The sequence below is a fragment of the Luteolibacter algae genome, from assembly GCF_042683045.1.
GTDB lineage: Bacteria > Verrucomicrobiota > Verrucomicrobiia > Verrucomicrobiales > Akkermansiaceae > Luteolibacter > Luteolibacter algae.
Genome location: NZ_JBHUIT010000008.1, coordinates 217367 through 234327 on the forward strand (window position 1 = coordinate 217367; position 16961 = coordinate 234327).

General features: G+C 53.0%; 16 protein-coding genes. 4 read left to right on the forward strand and 12 right to left on the reverse strand.

Annotated elements, in window-relative coordinates:
* Window positions 1-6 precede the first annotated feature (6 nt).
* Both ACFSSA_RS07750 and purM read right to left on the reverse strand, forming a co-directional pair.
* Window positions 7-1929 carry an amidophosphoribosyltransferase gene (locus ACFSSA_RS07750; protein WP_386819857.1) on the reverse strand — a complete coding sequence of 641 codons (1923 nt, stop codon included), beginning with the start codon at window positions 1927-1929 and terminating at the stop codon, window positions 7-9.
* Window positions 1930-1998: 69 nt separating this feature from the next.
* On the reverse strand, window positions 1999-2994 hold the full coding sequence (gene purM / locus ACFSSA_RS07755) for a phosphoribosylformylglycinamidine cyclo-ligase (RefSeq protein ID WP_386819858.1): 996 nt from the start codon (window positions 2992-2994) through the stop codon (window positions 1999-2001).
* A gap of 110 nt (window positions 2995-3104) precedes the next feature.
* On the opposite strand from purM, the gene ACFSSA_RS07760 reads away from it, so the two are divergent.
* Entirely contained in the window at window positions 3105-3515 is a 411-nt protein-coding gene (locus ACFSSA_RS07760) for a hypothetical protein (RefSeq protein WP_386819859.1), read from the forward strand.
* Window positions 3516-3522: 7 nt separating this feature from the next.
* On the opposite strand, the gene ACFSSA_RS07765 is transcribed toward ACFSSA_RS07760, so the two are convergent.
* The 7 genes from ACFSSA_RS07765 to ACFSSA_RS07795 all read right to left on the reverse strand — a co-directional run bounded on the left by ACFSSA_RS07765 (window position 3523) and on the right by ACFSSA_RS07795 (window position 11622).
* Entirely contained in the window at window positions 3523-4818 is a 1296-nt protein-coding gene (locus ACFSSA_RS07765; RefSeq protein ID WP_386819860.1) for a TIGR04283 family arsenosugar biosynthesis glycosyltransferase, read from the reverse strand.
* 23 nt (window positions 4819-4841) lie between these two features.
* On the reverse strand, window positions 4842-5576 hold the full coding sequence (locus ACFSSA_RS07770) for a DUF547 domain-containing protein (protein WP_386819861.1): 735 nt from the start codon (window positions 5574-5576) through the stop codon (window positions 4842-4844).
* Between the two features lie 71 nt (window positions 5577-5647).
* Window positions 5648-6529 carry an S-methyl-5'-thioadenosine phosphorylase gene (gene mtnP, locus ACFSSA_RS07775; RefSeq protein WP_386819862.1) on the reverse strand — a complete coding sequence of 294 codons (882 nt, stop codon included), beginning with the start codon at window positions 6527-6529 and terminating at the stop codon, window positions 5648-5650.
* Window positions 6530-6554: 25 nt separating this feature from the next.
* Window positions 6555-7538 (reverse strand): tetratricopeptide repeat protein, encoded by a 984-nt coding sequence (locus ACFSSA_RS07780; RefSeq protein ID WP_386819863.1) that lies wholly within the window; start codon window positions 7536-7538, stop codon window positions 6555-6557.
* Window positions 7535-8656 (reverse strand): PepSY-associated TM helix domain-containing protein, encoded by a 1122-nt coding sequence (locus ACFSSA_RS07785; RefSeq protein ID WP_386819864.1) that lies wholly within the window; start codon window positions 8654-8656, stop codon window positions 7535-7537. The genes ACFSSA_RS07780 and ACFSSA_RS07785 overlap by 4 nt, the downstream gene beginning before the upstream one ends.
* Before the next feature lies 1 nt (window position 8657).
* Entirely contained in the window at window positions 8658-9350 is a 693-nt protein-coding gene (locus tag ACFSSA_RS07790; protein WP_386819865.1) for a Fe2+-dependent dioxygenase, read from the reverse strand.
* A 13-nt stretch (window positions 9351-9363) separates the two neighbouring features.
* Window positions 9364-11622, reverse strand: a complete 2259-nt coding sequence (locus ACFSSA_RS07795; RefSeq protein ID WP_386819866.1) for a TonB-dependent receptor — start codon at window positions 11620-11622, stop codon at window positions 9364-9366.
* 248 nt (window positions 11623-11870) lie between these two features.
* Between ACFSSA_RS07795 and ACFSSA_RS07800 the strand changes: the two genes are divergently transcribed.
* Window positions 11871-12548: a DUF2293 domain-containing protein gene (locus ACFSSA_RS07800; RefSeq protein WP_386819867.1), complete on the forward strand. Its 678-nt coding sequence runs from the start codon at window positions 11871-11873 to the stop codon at window positions 12546-12548.
* 30 nt (window positions 12549-12578) lie between these two features.
* Here the strand turns inward: ACFSSA_RS07800 and ACFSSA_RS07805 are convergent, their stop codons facing one another.
* The 3 genes from ACFSSA_RS07805 to sorA all read right to left on the reverse strand — a co-directional run bounded on the left by ACFSSA_RS07805 (window position 12579) and on the right by sorA (window position 14435).
* On the reverse strand, window positions 12579-12812 hold the full coding sequence (locus ACFSSA_RS07805) for a VF530 family protein (protein ID WP_386819868.1): 234 nt from the start codon (window positions 12810-12812) through the stop codon (window positions 12579-12581).
* Window positions 12813-12913: 101 nt separating this feature from the next.
* The gene (sorB, locus tag ACFSSA_RS07810; protein ID WP_386819869.1) at window positions 12914-13219 is read right to left on the reverse strand and encodes a SorB family sulfite dehydrogenase c-type cytochrome subunit; all 306 of its coding nucleotides are present in this window, start codon (window positions 13217-13219) and stop codon (window positions 12914-12916) included.
* Between the two features lies 1 nt (window position 13220).
* Complete coding sequence (gene sorA, locus ACFSSA_RS07815) at window positions 13221-14435, reverse strand: SorA family sulfite dehydrogenase catalytic subunit (protein ID WP_386819870.1); 1215 nt, start codon at window positions 14433-14435, stop codon at window positions 13221-13223.
* Window positions 14436-14660: 225 nt separating this feature from the next.
* Between sorA and ACFSSA_RS07820 the strand changes: the two genes are divergently transcribed.
* Window positions 14661-15020 carry a diacylglycerol kinase family protein gene (locus tag ACFSSA_RS07820; RefSeq protein WP_386819871.1) on the forward strand — a complete coding sequence of 120 codons (360 nt, stop codon included), beginning with the start codon at window positions 14661-14663 and terminating at the stop codon, window positions 15018-15020.
* 78 nt (window positions 15021-15098) lie between these two features.
* The gene (locus ACFSSA_RS07825; RefSeq protein ID WP_386819872.1) at window positions 15099-16901 is read left to right on the forward strand and encodes a right-handed parallel beta-helix repeat-containing protein; all 1803 of its coding nucleotides are present in this window, start codon (window positions 15099-15101) and stop codon (window positions 16899-16901) included.
* The last annotated feature ends 60 nt before the right edge of the window (window positions 16902-16961 follow it).

The window sequence follows — 16961 nt, forward strand, 5'->3', positions numbered from 1 at the left end:
TCCATGTCAGAGCAGATCATAACTGCGCCCGCCCAAGCCTTCATACCAACGGATGTAAGCTTGGTTGACCATGGAGTAACCACCGGGAGTTGGATAATTTCCTGTGAAATACCAGTCTCCACAAGGTCCTTTGATGGATGCATGAAGATTCTCAATGGTTTGATAAATCACCTCTACCTCGCCGCTCCAATCGATGTCTTCCGGGTAAACCATTCGGCTGATTTCGGCTGAAATCTCGTCTGCGCTGAATGCTTCATAGACTTGCTGAACGCGGTTTTTTCGCTCGTTGGATGGCTTCTTGAGCTCTTCACGGCATTCCTCGTAAACTCGATCCAGCACATGTTGTCGTCCCGCCCTGCGATGGAGAGCGACCGTGGCATTGAATGCGATGAATTTACCAAGCTCCGACATATCGATGCCATAGCAATCGGGATAGCGAATCTGTGGCGCCGTGGAGCAAATGACGATCTTCGAGGGTTTTGTGCGGGCAAGGATCTTGAGAATCGATTTCTTGAGAGTGGTGCCGCGGACAATGGAATCGTCCAAAACAACCAGATTGTCACCCGGTTTCACCGCCCCGTATGTGATATCGTAAACGTGGGATACGAGTTGATCGCGCCCTTTCTCCTGGGAGATGAAAGTCCGCATCTTGATATCCTTGTGGGCAATTTTTTCACCACGGGGCCAATTGCGGAGGATCAGGTCATCGACTTTTTCGGCGCTGAGTGTTCCGTCTTTAGCTCCGTCAAGGATCTGCATGCGGACCTGTTGGCGACGATAGAGCCGCAATCCGTCCATCATGCCGTGGTAGGCGGTTTCCGCAGTATTGGGGATGAAGGAGAATACCGTTTTATCGAAGTTATCGCCGATGGATCCGATGACTTGGTCGACAAGCGCCGAGCCCATTGCCTTACGCTCACGGTAGATTGTTGGATCATTACCACGTGAGAAGTAAATTTTTTCGAACGAACAAGGGGTATACTGCTGCGGTGTGTGGAACTGGGTGTCGCTGATAGTGCCATCCGCCTTGATGGTGATCACAGAGCCGGGATCCAGCGCTCTGACTTGATCCGCTTCTGCTTCGAAGACCGTCATCAGGGGCACCCGCTCGGATGCGAACGCGATGACCTCATCGGTGATGAGCATATGGCAAGGCCGGATTCCGCGGGGATCCCGCATGACAAACATATCTCCGTTGCCGATAGCTCCGCAGATAGCATAGCCACCATCCCAGGGCTCCGCCGACTGGGCGATGAGGCCCGGGACATCGAGAGCCTCGGAAATGTGATCCGGGATTTCCGCACCCGGGACGCCTTTGTCACGTAGCTCGTGATAGAGATTTGTGTGGGCCTCATCCAGATGATAGCCAATCTCCTCAAGAACCGTCTGTGTATCAGTGCCGAAGACCGGGTGCTGACCGCGGTTGATCAGGGCATGATTCAGATCCCCCGTATTGGTCATGTTGAAATTACCCATGACCATCAGAGTCCGCGTAGGCCAGTTACTGCGGCGGAGATAGGGGTGGCATGAACCCTCATCAAAATCGCCACTGGTTCCATAACGCAGGTGCCCAACCAAAATTTCACCACCGAAATCGAAGTTCTCCTTTACGCTTTCCGGGCTGGTTTTATCCAGCTTGCCCTTGCGATCCATTTTAAAAAAGGATTTCACCTCTTTCCGGAAAATCTGCGCCAAGGCGTCGGATTCGATTCCACGACGGCGGTGGACGTATGGCTTACCGATCGGCATGTTAAGCTTCACACAGCCAATCCCGGTGCCGTCCTGGCCGCGGTTGTGCTGTTTCTCCATGAGGAGGAAAAGCTTGTTCATACCCCATAGGCAGGTGCCATAGCGGTCATAATAGTAAGCGAGAGGCTTGCGGAGGCGGACAGCGGCGATGCCGCATTCGTGGGTAAGGAAGTCGCTCATTCGGTTGTCAGAAGACTAAGTCTAAAACGTGAAACTGCAAGGGGTGGTCTTGAAACGGTCAAACGGAGATCAGGAGGCGACGGTAACCCGCACGCCCTCGGTGGCATTCATTTTGCCCAGAACATGTCCGCCGGGCCCGGCAGCGAGTGCTTTTTCAACGTCCGCTTCCGCCACGATTGCAACCCAGCCAATCCCCATGTTGAAAGTGTGGAAACGATCTTCCGCATCGACCTGATCGAGCAGTTTTTCGATTCCGGGAAGGTTCCATTTCGGGATGGTAAGATCCGCACCCATTCCAACGAAGAGGCGCTCGAGGTTCTCCGGGAGTCCACCGCCGGTGATGTGCGACATTGCCTTCGGTTTGACACCGGATTTCTTGAGATCATTAACGACATCATCGTAGAGGCGGGTTGGCTCCAGCCATGCGGCGAGCTCTTCCTCGGTAACAACGCCCGGACCCATTTCCTTAAGTGCGCGACGGACAAGCGACCATCCGTTTGCATGGATGCTGTTTGACTCATAGCCGATGAGCACATCGCCGATTTCCAAAGTCGTGGGATCAATCAGATCTTTCTTTTCAGCACAGCCAATGCAAAAGCCGGAAAGCTCAAGAACGTCGGTGGGGACGATACCCGGCATCTCCGCAGTTTCGCCACCTGCGAGAATACAGTTACAAGCCTCCAGGTAATCTGCCATGCCACCGATGACACGGGTGATTTTTTCTTCATCAAGGGCGGCAATGCCGATGTAGTCCAGAAAGAGAAGAGGATCCCCGCCTGTGGTCAAAATATCATTTACCGACATTGCGACGAGGTCTTTGCCGGCAGTCTCCAGCATGTCTTTTTCCAAAAGGAGCTCAAGCTTGGTCCCAACGCCGTCACAACCCGTCACGATCACGGGTTGGTCGTATTCGCTAAGATCGTAGCATGCGGCGAAAAGGCCGAAAGCTCCTAGGAGTTTGCGCTGTGTCTGAGTGCGTTTGACGTGACTTTTGATGTCTCCGACGAGTGCCGCGGCTTTACGCGTGTCCACTCCTGCCTGCTGATATGTGAGCTTGCCTGCCATTGCTGTGCACGCCTTCTAAGCTGGCTGCGGTGATGGGTCACGAAGAAAAGTGATTTTGAGCGCTTTGAGCGGGATTGACGGACCGATGAAAAGAGGGATATTTCATATTTATGAAAAAACTCTGTCTTGGATTTCTTTGTTGGATGCTGATCGTTCCAGCGTTTGCGGGTGGCTCCGTGGACAGGGGGCAAATTATAGAGCTCTTGAAGAAGAATGAATCTTTATGGAAATATTTGAGCGCAACGCTCGATTTCGATGCTGCGGGATCCGCAGTCCGGCTCGGGAGGCACTGGACTGAAATGGGTGGAGCCAGGGTGGCTCCGTATCAAATCGCGGTAAAGGCGAAGGGTGGAAAAGAGTTTGATCTACTTCTGACCGTGAATTGCTCACAGAAATTTCTTAATCAAGACGGTGAAGCGTTGGAAATTGGCGATGGCGGGCCGAGCGAGGCAACAGAGACGGCCGTGGATGTTATCGAGAAAGTAGAATCTGTGAGTCTGCAGCCGCTGGAAGATCAATGACCATTTATCAACGGAGCTTTGCCAGGATTCCGGGAGAAAAGCCAAACCGATCCAGCAGCAAGATGAGCTGATGGCGGAGAAATGTCTGAAGAATCCCTCCGTTTTCCCATCGCCGGGAAGAAGTCACCATGGAAGCTCTGGAAATCTGGATTTTTCCGATCTTTGATAGTTTCTTGATCAGATAGAGATCCTCGAGAATCGGTAGATCGGGAAAGCCTCCGAGGTGATTGAATATGGAGCACCGGACGAATATTCCCTGGTCTCCGTATGGCGTATGAAAGATACGACATCGCAAGTCTACAAATAGTTCCATGATTGCTGCGATGGCGATTTTCTCTCCGCCTAATTGGAAACGGAACGCGCCGGCCGCTACGCCCGGGGTATTCAATATTGATAAAATTTCAGCAGCAAACTCCTTTGGAGGGATGCTGTCCGCATGTAGAAAGCAAACGAACTCGCTTTGAGCCAACATAGCACCTTGGTTCATTTGCTTCGCCCGGGATTTATCCGTCGAAATCACTTTTGCGCCCGCTCTAATGGCAATTGCCCGTGTGTTATCGGTGCTGCCACCGTCGGCGACGATAATTTCGTCGATTTGGGGATGCGCGAGCGATTTGATAAGTGGTGCGATGGTTTCTGCCTCGTTGAAAGTCGGGATAACCACCGAGATGCTAGCGCCTCTTTCCAGGCTTGTTCTCGCATGGAGAAGGTCTTCCGGAAGGTCCACATCGGAAAGCGGATCACTCAGCGCTGTTTTGATACCCGCGATTTTCGCTGCTCTGAGAGAATTTTCCAATACGGTTCCACTTCCCCACGGGATATCGTGGAAAACGCAGGAATATGGCTGATTCATCGCGATCAGGCAATATCCGCCATCTTCCGCTGGAACGTAGACGAGATCGTTCTTCGTAAGCAATCGGGCGATTTCCGAGAAAATCTCCTCATCAATGGAAGGGCAATCCGTGCCAATCAGAATCGCGCATCCGGCGCCTTCTGCAAATGCGTTGCTAATGGCTGTATGCATCCGCCGACCAAGGTCGCCCTCGCATTGTCCGCGACAGTCCAAGTCCCAATCGCCCAGCCATTCCCGCCCGTCGAATGGTCCTCCTCCTTCGAGTAAAACTGTGAGGTGAGCACCTGCAATCTGGCAGTAGGCAGAAGCGCGGGCAATCGAGTGACGGGCGAGCCGATCGTGAAATCTTGAAGCACCAGCAGATCCCAGAGCCGGAATCAGGCGCGTTTTATTGCGACCCTCACGCGGTAAGCGGGTCATGACCAGGACGTGAGCGGCTCTGTCTTTCAAGATTGGGGGATTTTCACTGAAGGTTACCGCCCGTTGAGCGACCAATCGTAATCCGTGTATTTGATTTTCAAACTCCCTGCTTCGACGGATTTGCGACCGGCACTGGATAGAAACGGAGCGATAAATTTTTCCACCGAACCTGATTTCCCGACAAAGTCGCCTTCAAACCAATCAAAAATGGGGGAGAGATATAAAATACCTTTTCCGGAATCGATACGGTTTTTATTGCCATCTGCCAGAAATTTCCGGGCTTGTTCATCAAGCTGGGAGTCTAGCTTGGCGGCCTGAAAGGCCTCTCCACGCAGGGCAGGGCACCCGCCGGAAGCACAGTTTACGCCGAAGTGGATACGTGGATCATCGTAGTTTTTGCGAAGCATCTCATGCTCCACGTGGTCGAGGCTTACGGCTCTGCCGAAAATTTTGACACGCTTCTGTTTCCATGGGCTGCGGATATCCTTGATGCTTTTTACCGGATAATGGTCGATGACCAGTTTGAGCGTTGCCGCATTATACAAATTGATGAGAAACGCTTTTTGGCGGTCATCGTTCCAGCTTTCGAATTCCTTTTCAGTAACCTCCGAAAGCGCAACAAGGTAGGCTCCAAGCTTGCCGGGCGAGGCTTTGAGCTCATGGTAATCAACCTCCTCGTTTTTGACCCTCTTTTTCAGGACGGCTGTGAAGTCGGAGTGCGTATGGTCGAACGCCGCGCCGAGCCCCGTCAAAGTGATAGCGAAAAATAGGAGAAGTAGCTTTTTCATAGGTCTGAGAGATTTCCAATTCCGGTTAATTCCATTAAATCTCCCGGCGGAAATACTTTTCGAGGCCCCGCTTAGAGGAAACGTTGCAAGATCGGGCTGAGATTCCCGATTGTTTCCGCGGGCCAATTTTCAGGCTGTGTGAGGATGGCGGTATCGAGCGCGGTATGTTCCTGCCAATCCGCCTGCTCCGGAATCAACGGGATAATGCTGCTGATAATTTCTTTCGCGAGTGCCGAGTTTGCATGAAGATTGGCAATCACCGCGGAGACATCCACAGCCGCTTCATCGGTTTTCCAACAGTCATAATCAGTTACCAGACACATCGTAGCCATCGCGATCTCCGCTTCGCGGCAAAGCCGGGCTTCGCCGGCATTTGTCATTCCGATAAGATCGAAGCCAAGCGCGCGATGCATGTTGGACTCTGCTCTGGTGGAAAATGCAGGACCGTTCATCGAGACATAGGTGCCTCCGTCATGGAGTTTTCCTGTGTGTTGGGCGGCGGCCGCGAGCAGTTGTTTCCTCATTTCCCCACTATATGGATCCGCAAAGCCAACGTGGGCCGCGATTCCGTTCCCGAAAAAAGTGTGCTGGTCTCCTTTACCCGTGCGGTCCATCAATTGATCCGGAACCACCACATCGCGAGGCGCAAGTTCTTCGCGAAGGCTGCCGACGGCAGTGACGGAAACCACCCAACGGACATCAAGTGAGCGCAGCGCCCAAATGTTCGCACGATGATTGATCTCATGCGCCAGCAAGCGATGGCCACGGCCATGACGGGGTAGAAAACAAACCCGCCGACCTGATAGCCGCCCTTCGATGATTTCATCCGAGGGCTCGCCAAAGGGAGTTTCAATCCGGTGGCGGACGATCGATTCCAGAGATTCGATTTCATAGAGTCCGCTGCCTCCGATGATGCCAATGGCCGGGGTGGGGGATGATGCTTTCTGTGTCATTTCCCCCGAACTTCGCGTTCTCAGATCACTTGGCAAGTTCACTTTCGGCAAATTGCAGCGAACGTAGGATTTTGAGCTGGGTTTGCATAAAATCAGTCTCGTGGGAGCTTCCGGAAATACGCAAGATCAGATCTGACTTTGCCAGTGCCAGCTCGCTGAGAAGATCATTTTTCAGGGAGCTGGACATGTCTGGAAAAAGCGGAGGCGCACAAGTTTCCAGAATGAACTCAGCTAAAAAGTGCGGCTGGCAGATCCGGTAGATTTTTGCGCAGTAGCGGACTAACCCGGTGAGCCATTCTCCCTGATACTCCACGGATCTTGCCAGGATAAGGGCCTCCTCGGCGGAATCGGTAGCACGCGCGATCCAGTCTTGCTCCAGTTCCGCGGAGCGCGGGTCCTCAAGTAGCTGTGCCAAGGCGGTGCAGAGAACCCCTCGGGCCTGGATCGCTGCCGGGATGGCTTCTGGCTCTGTCTCCAGATCCCTGAGCGTCTCGACCGCTAGGCTGGCATCCTGCCATGCGGCAATATGGTTACCTTCGCTGAGTAGGAGTCTAGCGCGGTTCGTATGAACCATCGCTCCGAGAAATCGCCGGGTAGGTGTGAGATCCCTGCCCCATGTGTTCAGCAGTTCTTCCGCATGGGAAAAAGCACGATAGGCCGGTTGGAACTGTAGGCTGTCCGCGTGGCATGCGGCAAGGTTCGTCCAAGCAAGGATCAACCGCTCCGGATAGGCTGGATGATCCGGAAGCGGCACAAAATCCATCGCGCGAATCGCATTCAGCAGGGACTCAATCGCGTCCGGGAGGTAACCGATCGCGCGCATTGCATCGCTGCGGTTGATCCAAGCGGCTGCCAGTCCCCAGGCATCGGCAGGGTTGCTCTTCCAATCGGTTGCCTGGCGGAGAATGATCGCTTCATCGAAACAACGAATGGCAGCATGCCATTGCCCGTCCTCAAGGTGAGCAATACCAGCACGCACAAGCTCACTGGAATCTACCATGGAGATCATGCGGTCGCAGGTGTATCCGTTTTCCTGCTCTTACGTTTGGTGAACCTGCGCCACGCCAGGGCGAAACCGGTCCAGACCAGAATGATGCTGGAGGCGGCGGCGAGTCCCGCGATGGTTTGCCCCGGTAGGCCGCCGGCTTCTCCCGTATGGATCCAGCGGATCCAGGTGCGGGCCTTTCTGCCGGTGCCGAACGACTCGAAACCCTCGGTCTTGAGAATTTCGGCGGTAGGCATTTCGACCATGACTTCGCGGCGTTTGTCCGGTCTGCCCCGATGGGAATCGGACACCGTGAACTTGGCTGCTTTCCCTGCCGGGAGCTGAAGCTGGATCGTTTCCCAATCAGGATTTGCATTTTTGACCGACGCGAGGGCGGCATCGAGTCCAGCGGTGCTGAGAGGCTTGTTTTCCCCATGATCGCCACCACCGTGACGTTTCCGCTGGGGCATCTTTTCTCCGGCAATACTGAACACCAGGGCCGTGGCCCACGGGTAGGAAATGACGGTCCCGCAGGATACAACGATCAGCAGTGGAAGAGCTGCCCAAAAGCCGAAAACATTGTGCCAACTCCAGTCCCGGGCCCGTCCCTTGAGACGTTTCTGCAAAAGCGTCACGGCCTTCAATCCCTTAACCGACCACTTTTTGGGAAACCAAAGGTAGATGCCGGAAACGACCAGAAAGAGGAACATCAGATTCCCCGCGCCGATGAGTGCCTTGCCCATATCGCGCTGCGCTCCCTCCCGGCCGAGCCAACGATGCCATGTCAGCATCGTTTTGAAGAAAGAGCGGACCACTGTGTTCCCTTCACCCAGAGATGCTCCGGTGTAAGGATGAATGAATTCTGTTTTCTCCCGTCCATATTGCAGGGCAACCGGCTGTGAGAGATCGCTCTCCACGGTGATCGAGGACGGTGGTTTGGACGTGTGGGAGGCCAGTATTTCCTCGATGCCCAGTTGCTGTGCATCCTCCGGTGCGTCGATCCCGAAGTTGTCTGCGAGCACGGTGAGCTGCCGCTCGTAGGCGAGTGTGATGCCGGTCACAGCCATGACCAGCACCAACACGCCAGCGAGCAGCCCAACAACAAGATGCAGCCAGAAGATACTTTTGCGGATGATTTTCATCTTACATTTCCGCCCATTGGCGGAGCAGATTGTGGTAGACTCCAGTGAGCTGGACAGTGCTCTTTTCCGCCGCCTCAATACCGGCGCATTCAGCTGCCAGACGTTGCGTCGCCAGATCCAAATCGTAGAGCAGGGTGCGTTGCTCATCGCTACGGATCATGCTTTGAAGCCAGAAAAAAGAGCTGACCCTTGCCCCGCGTGTCACCGGGGTGACATGGTGCAGGCTGGTGGATGGGTAAAGAACCATATCACCGGCGGCGAGCTTCACTTCCTGGGTGCCGTAGGTATCCTCGATACAAAGCACGCCGCCATCGTATTCTTCAGGTTCTGCAAAAAACAAAGTGGCTGAGAGATCCGTGCGGATGCGCTGACCGGTGGTCATATTCTGCCGGATGGCATTATCGACATGGGTTCCGAAGGATTGACCGCCGGCATACCGATTGAAAAGCGGCGGGAAGACATACAGCGGAAGCGCCGCGGAGAGAAACTGTGGATTTTTGCCCAAGGCGGCAAGAATCATTGCTCCCAGCTTTTTCGCCGCATCCGAGCCTTCCGGCAGCTGCATGTTATCCTTCGCTTTTGCCGATTGGTGACCGGCAGTTACTTTGCCGTCCACCCAGTCCGCTTCATCAAGCGTCTTGCGCGCCTCAGCGACTTGTTCAGGGGTAAGAACGTTAGGAATTTTAACGAGCATAAAGGCGATTCTATTAGAAGGAGATTTCCGCAGTGAGAGTCGCAGAACGGCCGGCGCCCGGGATGTAGTGGCCGCCACCCACACGATCGACATAGTCCTTGTCCGCAAGGTTGTAGACATTGAGGCGGAAGCTAACGTTCTCATTGAGCTGGTAGCCGACAAGCGCATCAAAGGTCACATAACTAGGCGCGGTTTGAAGGCGGCTCAGGGTAGTGGAGTTCGTCCGGCTATCCACATAGTTGGCACCGAGCCCGACCTGGAAGCCTTTCGGTAGATCGTAAACGCTCCAGAGATTGAATGAATGTCTTGGAGTGTTGCTGAGTTCCAGACCCACCTCGTTCGGGTCGGCTGAAGATCTGACTTCGCTATCAAGATAGGTGTATCCACCGAGCACACGCCACTCGTCGGTAATCAGGCCAGTGAAGCCAAACTCGAAGCCCTGCACACGTTGCTCTCCGTCGAGTGTGATGAAATCCGATGGATCGGCGGGGTCCTGGGTCCGGGCGTTGGTCTTATCTGTGCGGAAGACTGCCGCGTTGACGAGCAGGCGCTCATCGAGAAGGTCCCATTTGGTGCCGAGCTCAATGGTGCGGTTTTCTTCGGGATCGGTATTGATATTTGCGCTGGATGTGGCGGAATCACTCAAAGTGAGACCTTCCGCGGAAGGGTTGAATGAGGTGCCGTAGCCAAGATAGACACTGCCGTTTTCACGGGGTTTATAAGTGACCGCAGCACGGTAGCTCAGCATCTCATCGGAGCGGCTCAGACTGGTTGTGCCACCGCCGGCGCTGTTTGCCGCACGCTGATCATAATCGACATCGAATGATTCCCAGCGCAAGCCACCGGAGAGAATCCATTTTTCATTCAATTTCACCGTATCGAAGAGGGAGAAAGCGATGGTATCTGCCTCCGAGTCGCGAATCTCACCAGTATAGGCCAGATTTGGTGTGTAGCCAAAGGGGTTCGGGTTATAAAGATCCGCATCGGGAAGTGAGGCGGAGTTCAGATCCTCCCGGATCCGGTTTTCCGATTCCTCGTGGGAAAATTCCATAGAGGCGATGAGCTCGTGCTTCACCGTTCCCGTTTGGAAATCGTAACGGAGATCAGTCTGATTGGAGAGGATCGTATCAGTCTGGTCGCGGTTTTTCCAGTCACTGCGGCGGATATCGGTGGAGCCGCTGACAAAGCGTGGCGCGGTGACGCTGAGATCGATTTCATTGCGACCGTAACGCGATACGTTGCTAAGTCTCAGATTTTCATTGAAATCATGCTCGAAAATGGCGGTGAAGATATCTGTCTTTGTGTCCTCGAAGTCACGATCCACCAATCCATACCAATTGCTGTCGCGGACCGGAGCCAAGCCCGGGGAAAGACCGGGGACGGATGAGCTTACCCACGGCAAACCATAGTCAGGGACGTTGTTTTGTTCCAAATGGAAGTAGCTGAGTGTCAGTCTGGTATCTGTTTCCAGGCCGAAGCTGATCGAAGGAGCGATACCCCAGCGCTCTTGCGAAACATGGTCGCGATCCGGTGTGTCCTGGCTGTGTAACATCGCATTCAGACGGAAGGCCGCGTTGTCCAGCCCCTTGATTTCCTGGTTCACATCGAGAGTGGCCCGGCCGTAGCTATCGGATCCACCGCCAAGCAGCAGGCCGTAGGCGTTGCCGAGGTGCGGAGTCTTCGACGAAAGGTTTACAGAACCGCCTGTTGATCCACGTCCCGCATTGGTGGAAGATGGACCCTTTGCGACCTCGACCTGCTCAATGTTGAACGGATCGCGGCTGTAACCCCCGAAGTCACGCACTCCATCGACAAAAAGATCGGTCCGGGCGTTGAATCCGCGGATGGAAAGGTTGTCACCCGGTGGGACGCCGCCTTCGCCCGCCTGGATACTGATGCTGGGGACGTTTTTGAGGACTTCGCGGAGACTGGTTGCTCCCTGTTCCTTGATGACTTCCTTTGAAACGACGTTGACCGTCTGCGGAACATCGACAAGAGGCACCGTGTATTTCCCGGTGGTGAGTTTCTCAGGTTTATAGAGGGTCTTGCTACCATCCGCCTGGATCACCAGCTCTGGAAGAACCTCAGCATTGTCCTCGGCGGAGTTGGCTTCGCCTTCCGGGGCAGCGGGCGCGGCATTGGCTCCCAGTTGACTCAGCGCGAGAAGGGTGCCTGTCATGACAAAGAAATCTTTGCCGTGATCGTTTCTCAAATTTTTTGGAGCAGTGCTCGGCTTTGCGTCGGTGTCAGGTGAAGAATGTTGCATTTTCATTTTTGGAAAATTGAAAGCGGCGAAATTCATCGAAGCCGCTGTTGCGACTGAGTCTCAACAACAAGAGAGCGTTGTCAATCTTGAAAGGGTAAAAATTTTCCTGAACATTCAATTGGATTGGCGCCGGTTTTGTGAGAAGCAATGCCAAGTTCAGGAAATCAGTCACTTACAGCTTCGAAGAGGGGAATTTTTATATTTAAGACTTTCTAGGCTTTTCCGGGAAATCTAGGGGGGCGTAGGGTTCCGGCATGTCGCACGAGACCCTAGAAGTTCGCCCATGCAAGAAGCCTGGATACGTATTGTCCCAATCGGGCAGAGAGCTGAAGATTCCTGCGGACTGGGCGCTTTTGCCGCCGGGGGATGCAGCGATGAGCCGTAGAATAAAGAAGGACGGGCCGAGCTGGACGGTGAAGGAGATGTATAAAAAACGGCTCACTTCGCGCGGCATTTGGGCACCGGCAGCGAGGTTGGCGGCACTCCGGACAGAGCTGGAGAAAGAGCGGCAAGATCCCGCCTATGAAAAAAAGCTGGAGGCCGGCCGCAAACGGAGAGCGAAGGCGGAGGAGGCTTACGTGGAAGACTTCGTGGGATCGGTGAAGAATTTCCTCAATTTCCATTATTGTTTTGATGAAATTGCAGAAAAGCTTTCCGGCCTTATTGCCGCTCATGCGACTCCGGTGGGCAGCGGCACCGTTGCAAGAACGAAACGAATCCCGATTGAAAAACGTGCCGAGGCGGCAACGATCGCTTGGCTCAGGCATCAGACCACGGCATACGACAATATGCACATTGCCAGAATCAAGGGCGAGCGGCGGGAGGTGCGCCAAATGCTTGCAAGGGAATCAAGAAAGCGCCTGGAAAAATACCGTAACGGAGGCGAGGTGGATCATGCCTCCTGCCCGGTATGGAAAGCGGTTTATGGATAACCCACCGTAATTCGAAGCGGGCCGCTGGATTCACAGTTCCCGCTCTTGGCGATCTACCATTTCCGCAAAGAGAATTTCCACTTTCTTGCGCGCCCATGGCGTCTTGCGGAGAAACTTCAGAGTGGATTTTACCGAGGGATCATTGGCAAAACAACGGATCCGGATCCTGTCGGCAAGCTCGTCCCAGCCATATTCCTCCGCCAAACGGGTAACGATGGTTTCCAATGTGTAACCGTGAAGTGGATCGTTTGGGTGTGAATTCATGAAGCAATGACTCCACGTTATGCCCGTTTTTCAAGTTGGCACAAATGAAAACGAAAGCGGGCCAAGGGAAGCGCCTGCCGGAATCTTGAAACCGCTCCGATCTACTTGCTGCCGTAAGCTTGGGTGAGATAGTCGACGAGTTCCCGCACCGAGGCTTCCGGAACTGGCGCTCCGAATTTTTCTTTCATCTTAAGCACTTCGGCCTCCCAGAATTTGCGCGGCATCTTTGGCTGGGTGGTAATGTATTCCACCGAGTGACAGATCATGCAGTAGGCCGTGGTGAGGTCGGCTCCTTTTCCAGGCTTCAATTTTGCAGTTTCCATAGGGAGGGTGATGGACTTTTCCCCGGCATGGGAAAGAGCCGAGCAAAGGAAGAGCAACGTAAGGGATAAAAAGCGTTTCATCATCTCAAGCGGTTTTGATTTTCGTGGTTTCCACAACGTTCCGCATATACCCGGAAGGATTATACAATGGATCGAAGGGTTGGCTTTCTCCCACACGGTTGATGGCGCGGACTTTCCATTCCGACACGCCTTTCATCTCCGGGCTATAGGAGACAGTCCATTCCCTGAAAGAGTATCTTCCCAGATCCTCACCCAGCATTGTGGTTCTCCAGCTTCTCCCCCCGTCCGGGGAAAACTGGACTTCTTTGATTCCTTCACCGCCATCAAATGCGATACCGCGAATCGTAAGCTTTTCTCCCTTTTTCACCGTGGCGCCGTCGAGATGGCTGGTAATGAAAGAACGGACATTCATCCGATTGATCGGGACTGTGGAGGCAGGACTCTGGCCGGGTGGCAGGCAGGCGTTTGGAGTTTCAGGGATGCGATAGGCGGATTTCATCCAAAAACCTTCGAATTCATCTTCCAGGACTGTAATCTCATGGAGGTGTTTGATCCAATACGTCGCATAATAACCGGGCACGACCAAGCGCAGAGGAAAACCATTGAGCATCGGCAAATCTTCTCCGTTCATGGTGTGAGCGACCATCACTTCGCCGTCCATTATTTGCTCGATCCCAAGGGATTTAACAAAATCCGGAGTTTGCTCGATAATTGCCTGATCCATTCCATCGAAGGACACTTGCTGCGATTCTGGAGAAATTCCGGCTTTTTCCAAAAGGTCTTTCAGACGGACTCCCTGCCATCGCGCATTTCCCATCGCGCCGTTCGCAAGCTGGCCGCCCCCGACCCTGGGCTGCATGAATCCACGGCTGTTGCCGGAGCATTGGGCCACGGCTACGGTTTCCACTTGTTCGAAGTCCTCTTTCAAATTCTTCAAGGAAAGTGACAACTCGTTTTTTACAGAACCTTTGACCTTCAGCCGGAAGCTTTCCGTATCCACCGAGAGAGGGATGCCGGCGAGGTGATAACGCACGTAAAATGCGTCATTCGGCGTCAGGATATCACCATTGAAAACTTCGAATGGGGTTTCGAGCTGGGGCGGGCGGGATGTCAAAACGATTAGCGGGCGCTTACCCGGAAAAGCCTTTAGAACCCTTGATCCGTTTTCAAAAGGGAGTTCGATGCCTGCTTCCTCAGCCGCTTTGAGCCATTTGGTGCTGCCCGCGAGTGATGCACCTACCATTCCCATCTGTTGCAGGAAAGTTCTTCGTGTGTTCATGATGATTCTGTCTGGGTGAAAGACTGATTTTCTATGGAGCGTTGCCCTTGATTATCAGTGGCTTAAGAATGATACCGATGATTTTGAGGAATGTTGTCAAAAAATCTGCAGGAAATTTCCCTCCTACCGGGAAAGTAGTAGAGCGTCGTGTAAAGGATGCCTTTCTTCAACTTTGGAAAGAGTTGGAAAATGTGCCATAAATGGTGATCGTATCAGCCCCGTCGCATGATTTTTACCATTTTGAAAGGCCGTATCAGATCCGTTTCCCATGCATTGCGCGGCGTGAGGGAAATGCTGTTGCTGGGAGCCAATGCAAAGCTGCAATTGGCTGCGGCTGCAATCGTCTTGATCGCGGGAGTGTTGCTTCGATTTTCAAGCAGCGAGTGGATGGCTGTGAGCTTGTGTATTGGGCTGGTGCTATCTGCAGAAGCGATGAATACCGCATTGGAGGAACTGGCGGACGAGGTATCGGAAGAGCGGCGGGAGCGTATACGTCGGGCAAAAGATATGGCTGCAGGTGCCGTGCTGATCGCCTCCGCCACGGCATTGATCGTGGCTACGATAATCATTGGACAAAGGTTCTGAGAGCCATTCTTCCACATGGGTTTCATCGGTGGAATTGTCCCAGTTCGGGCCCGGCAAGCGTATTCTGAACGGACATCTATGAAAAAACTTTTCCTTACAGCATTCATATTGGCGTTTCAGAGCGCACAAGCGGAGACAATCAACGTAGCGGATCATGGCATATTGCCGGGAACGGATGTCTCCCAGAAAGTTAATGAACTTCTCGCTTCGCTGAAAGGAAAGGCAGATATCACCTTGGTTTTTCCGAAAGGAACCTATGAATTCTATCCGGAAAACGCGGTCGAAATCTATCGCGCGGTGACCAATCACGACAACGGGCCGAAACGGATCGCCTTCCCGGTTTTCGGGTATGAAGATTTTACATTGGAAGGAAGTGGATCGACCTTTATGTTTCATGGCAGGATGTCGCCGATCGTAGTGGAAGGCTCCAGCGGGGTGATCTTGCAAAATTTTTCCATCGATTGGGAAACCCCGTTTCACCATGAGTTGAAAGTGTTGGAGCGCAACGAAGCTGATAACAGTTTCGTAGCCGAGATCAGCCCGATGAAATATGGTTTTGAAATCAAAGATCAGAAATTGTTCTTCAATCACTATGATTGGCAGGATGAGATCGGGCAGAATGTTGCGTTTGATCCTAAAACAAATGCTCCTTTGTGGGACACACAGCTTTATCAGCTCAGAGGAAAGCAAGCGAAAGCAACCAAACTTGGCGAGAATACGGTGAGCTTGAAAAATGCTACAAAGGTCCCGCCTCCGGTGGGAGCCGTGATCTGCACCTACGGCAATGCCCCTACCAATCGGCTGGCCCAGGCAATTCATCTGGACCGCACCAAAAACACCAGAATAGAAAACGTCACAGTCTACGCCGCCGGTGGAATGGCGCTGATTGCGGAGCGTTCCGAGAATATCGAATTGGACAAAGTCATCGTCACCTCCACCGATGAGAGGACTTTGGCAACGCGGGCAGATGCAACCCATTTTCTTAGGTGCAAAGGACTGGTGGATGTCCGGAATTGTAGGTTTGAGCACATGGCGGATGACGGGATCAACGTCCATGGTGTCTATATTAAAATCAACGAATACAAGGGAAATAGAACATTTCTGTGTGAGATCAACCACCGTCAGCAGCTAGGCCTAATTTTTGCGGAAGCTGGTGATAAAGTAGCGATCACATCGCGCGAAACCGTGCTACCAATCTATGAGACGACAGTTGAGAAGGTGGAAATCCACGATGAGAGCCTTCTGTCGATAACGGTTGCGGAGGTGCCCGACGATTTGCCGGCAGGCTTGTTATCCATGGAAAACCTCAGCTGGTATCCTGACCTTGTGTTCAAGAACAATGTCATACGGGATAACCGCGCCCGCAGTGCGCTTATATCCACCAAAGGCAAAGTTTTGGTGGAGGATAATGTCTTCTCTTCACAAATGCATGGCATCCTGATCGAAGGGGACAACAATAGCTGGTATGAGTCAGGTGGCGTCCGGGACATCACGATTCAGAACAATGTCTTCGAGAACATCGGTTACGGAAAAGGCTCGGGCTATCCGCTCTATATATCCCCACTGCTCCGGGAAGAACAGAGACTGGGTGATGAAAAATATCACCGGAACATCCGCTTTAGAAACAATCGTCTCAAGAGTTTCAACGGACTGCTCGTCCACGGTCTTTCTGTGGAAGGTTTGGAAATTACCGGAAATATAGTAACAAAGGATTCGCTCTATCCGAAATGGTCGGAATTGCCTGCGATCGATTTGAACTATTGCGAAGATATCACGATCGAAGGCAATCGTTTCGAAGGCTTCGATTTTCCAATTAGGGCAGCAATCTCCGAAGATACGGAAGAAGTCAAATTTGTGGAAAATCCAGGAATCGAACGCTAGCAGCCTGTTGAAAAACGCCTGCCAACCTGTCAGGCTGGCCCCGCCGATGTTCAAGCCCCG

Coding starts and splice junctions, on each gene's coding strand:
- ACFSSA_RS07750 (WP_386819857.1), bottom strand. CDS start 1,929: ATGAGCGACTTCCTTACCCACGAATGCGGCATCGCCGCTGTCCGCCTC.
- purM (WP_386819858.1), bottom strand. CDS start 2,994: ATGGCAGGCAAGCTCACATATCAGCAGGCAGGAGTGGACACGCGTAAA.
- ACFSSA_RS07760 (WP_386819859.1), top strand. CDS start 3,105: ATGAAAAAACTCTGTCTTGGATTTCTTTGTTGGATGCTGATCGTTCCA.
- ACFSSA_RS07770 (WP_386819861.1), bottom strand. CDS start 5,576: ATGAAAAAGCTACTTCTCCTATTTTTCGCTATCACTTTGACGGGGCTC.
- mtnP (WP_386819862.1), bottom strand. CDS start 6,529: ATGACACAGAAAGCATCATCCCCCACCCCGGCCATTGGCATCATCGGA.
- ACFSSA_RS07780 (WP_386819863.1), bottom strand. CDS start 7,538: ATGATCTCCATGGTAGATTCCAGTGAGCTTGTGCGTGCTGGTATTGCT.
- ACFSSA_RS07785 (WP_386819864.1), bottom strand. CDS start 8,656: ATGAAAATCATCCGCAAAAGTATCTTCTGGCTGCATCTTGTTGTTGGG.
- ACFSSA_RS07790 (WP_386819865.1), bottom strand. CDS start 9,350: ATGCTCGTTAAAATTCCTAACGTTCTTACCCCTGAACAAGTCGCTGAG.
- ACFSSA_RS07795 (WP_386819866.1), bottom strand. CDS start 11,622: ATGAAAATGCAACATTCTTCACCTGACACCGACGCAAAGCCGAGCACT.
- ACFSSA_RS07800 (WP_386819867.1), top strand. CDS start 11,871: ATGTCGCACGAGACCCTAGAAGTTCGCCCATGCAAGAAGCCTGGATAC.
- ACFSSA_RS07805 (WP_386819868.1), bottom strand. CDS start 12,812: ATGAATTCACACCCAAACGATCCACTTCACGGTTACACATTGGAAACC.
- sorB (WP_386819869.1), bottom strand. CDS start 13,219: ATGATGAAACGCTTTTTATCCCTTACGTTGCTCTTCCTTTGCTCGGCT.
- sorA (WP_386819870.1), bottom strand. CDS start 14,435: ATGAACACACGAAGAACTTTCCTGCAACAGATGGGAATGGTAGGTGCA.
- ACFSSA_RS07820 (WP_386819871.1), top strand. CDS start 14,661: ATGATTTTTACCATTTTGAAAGGCCGTATCAGATCCGTTTCCCATGCA.
- ACFSSA_RS07825 (WP_386819872.1), top strand. CDS start 15,099: ATGAAAAAACTTTTCCTTACAGCATTCATATTGGCGTTTCAGAGCGCA.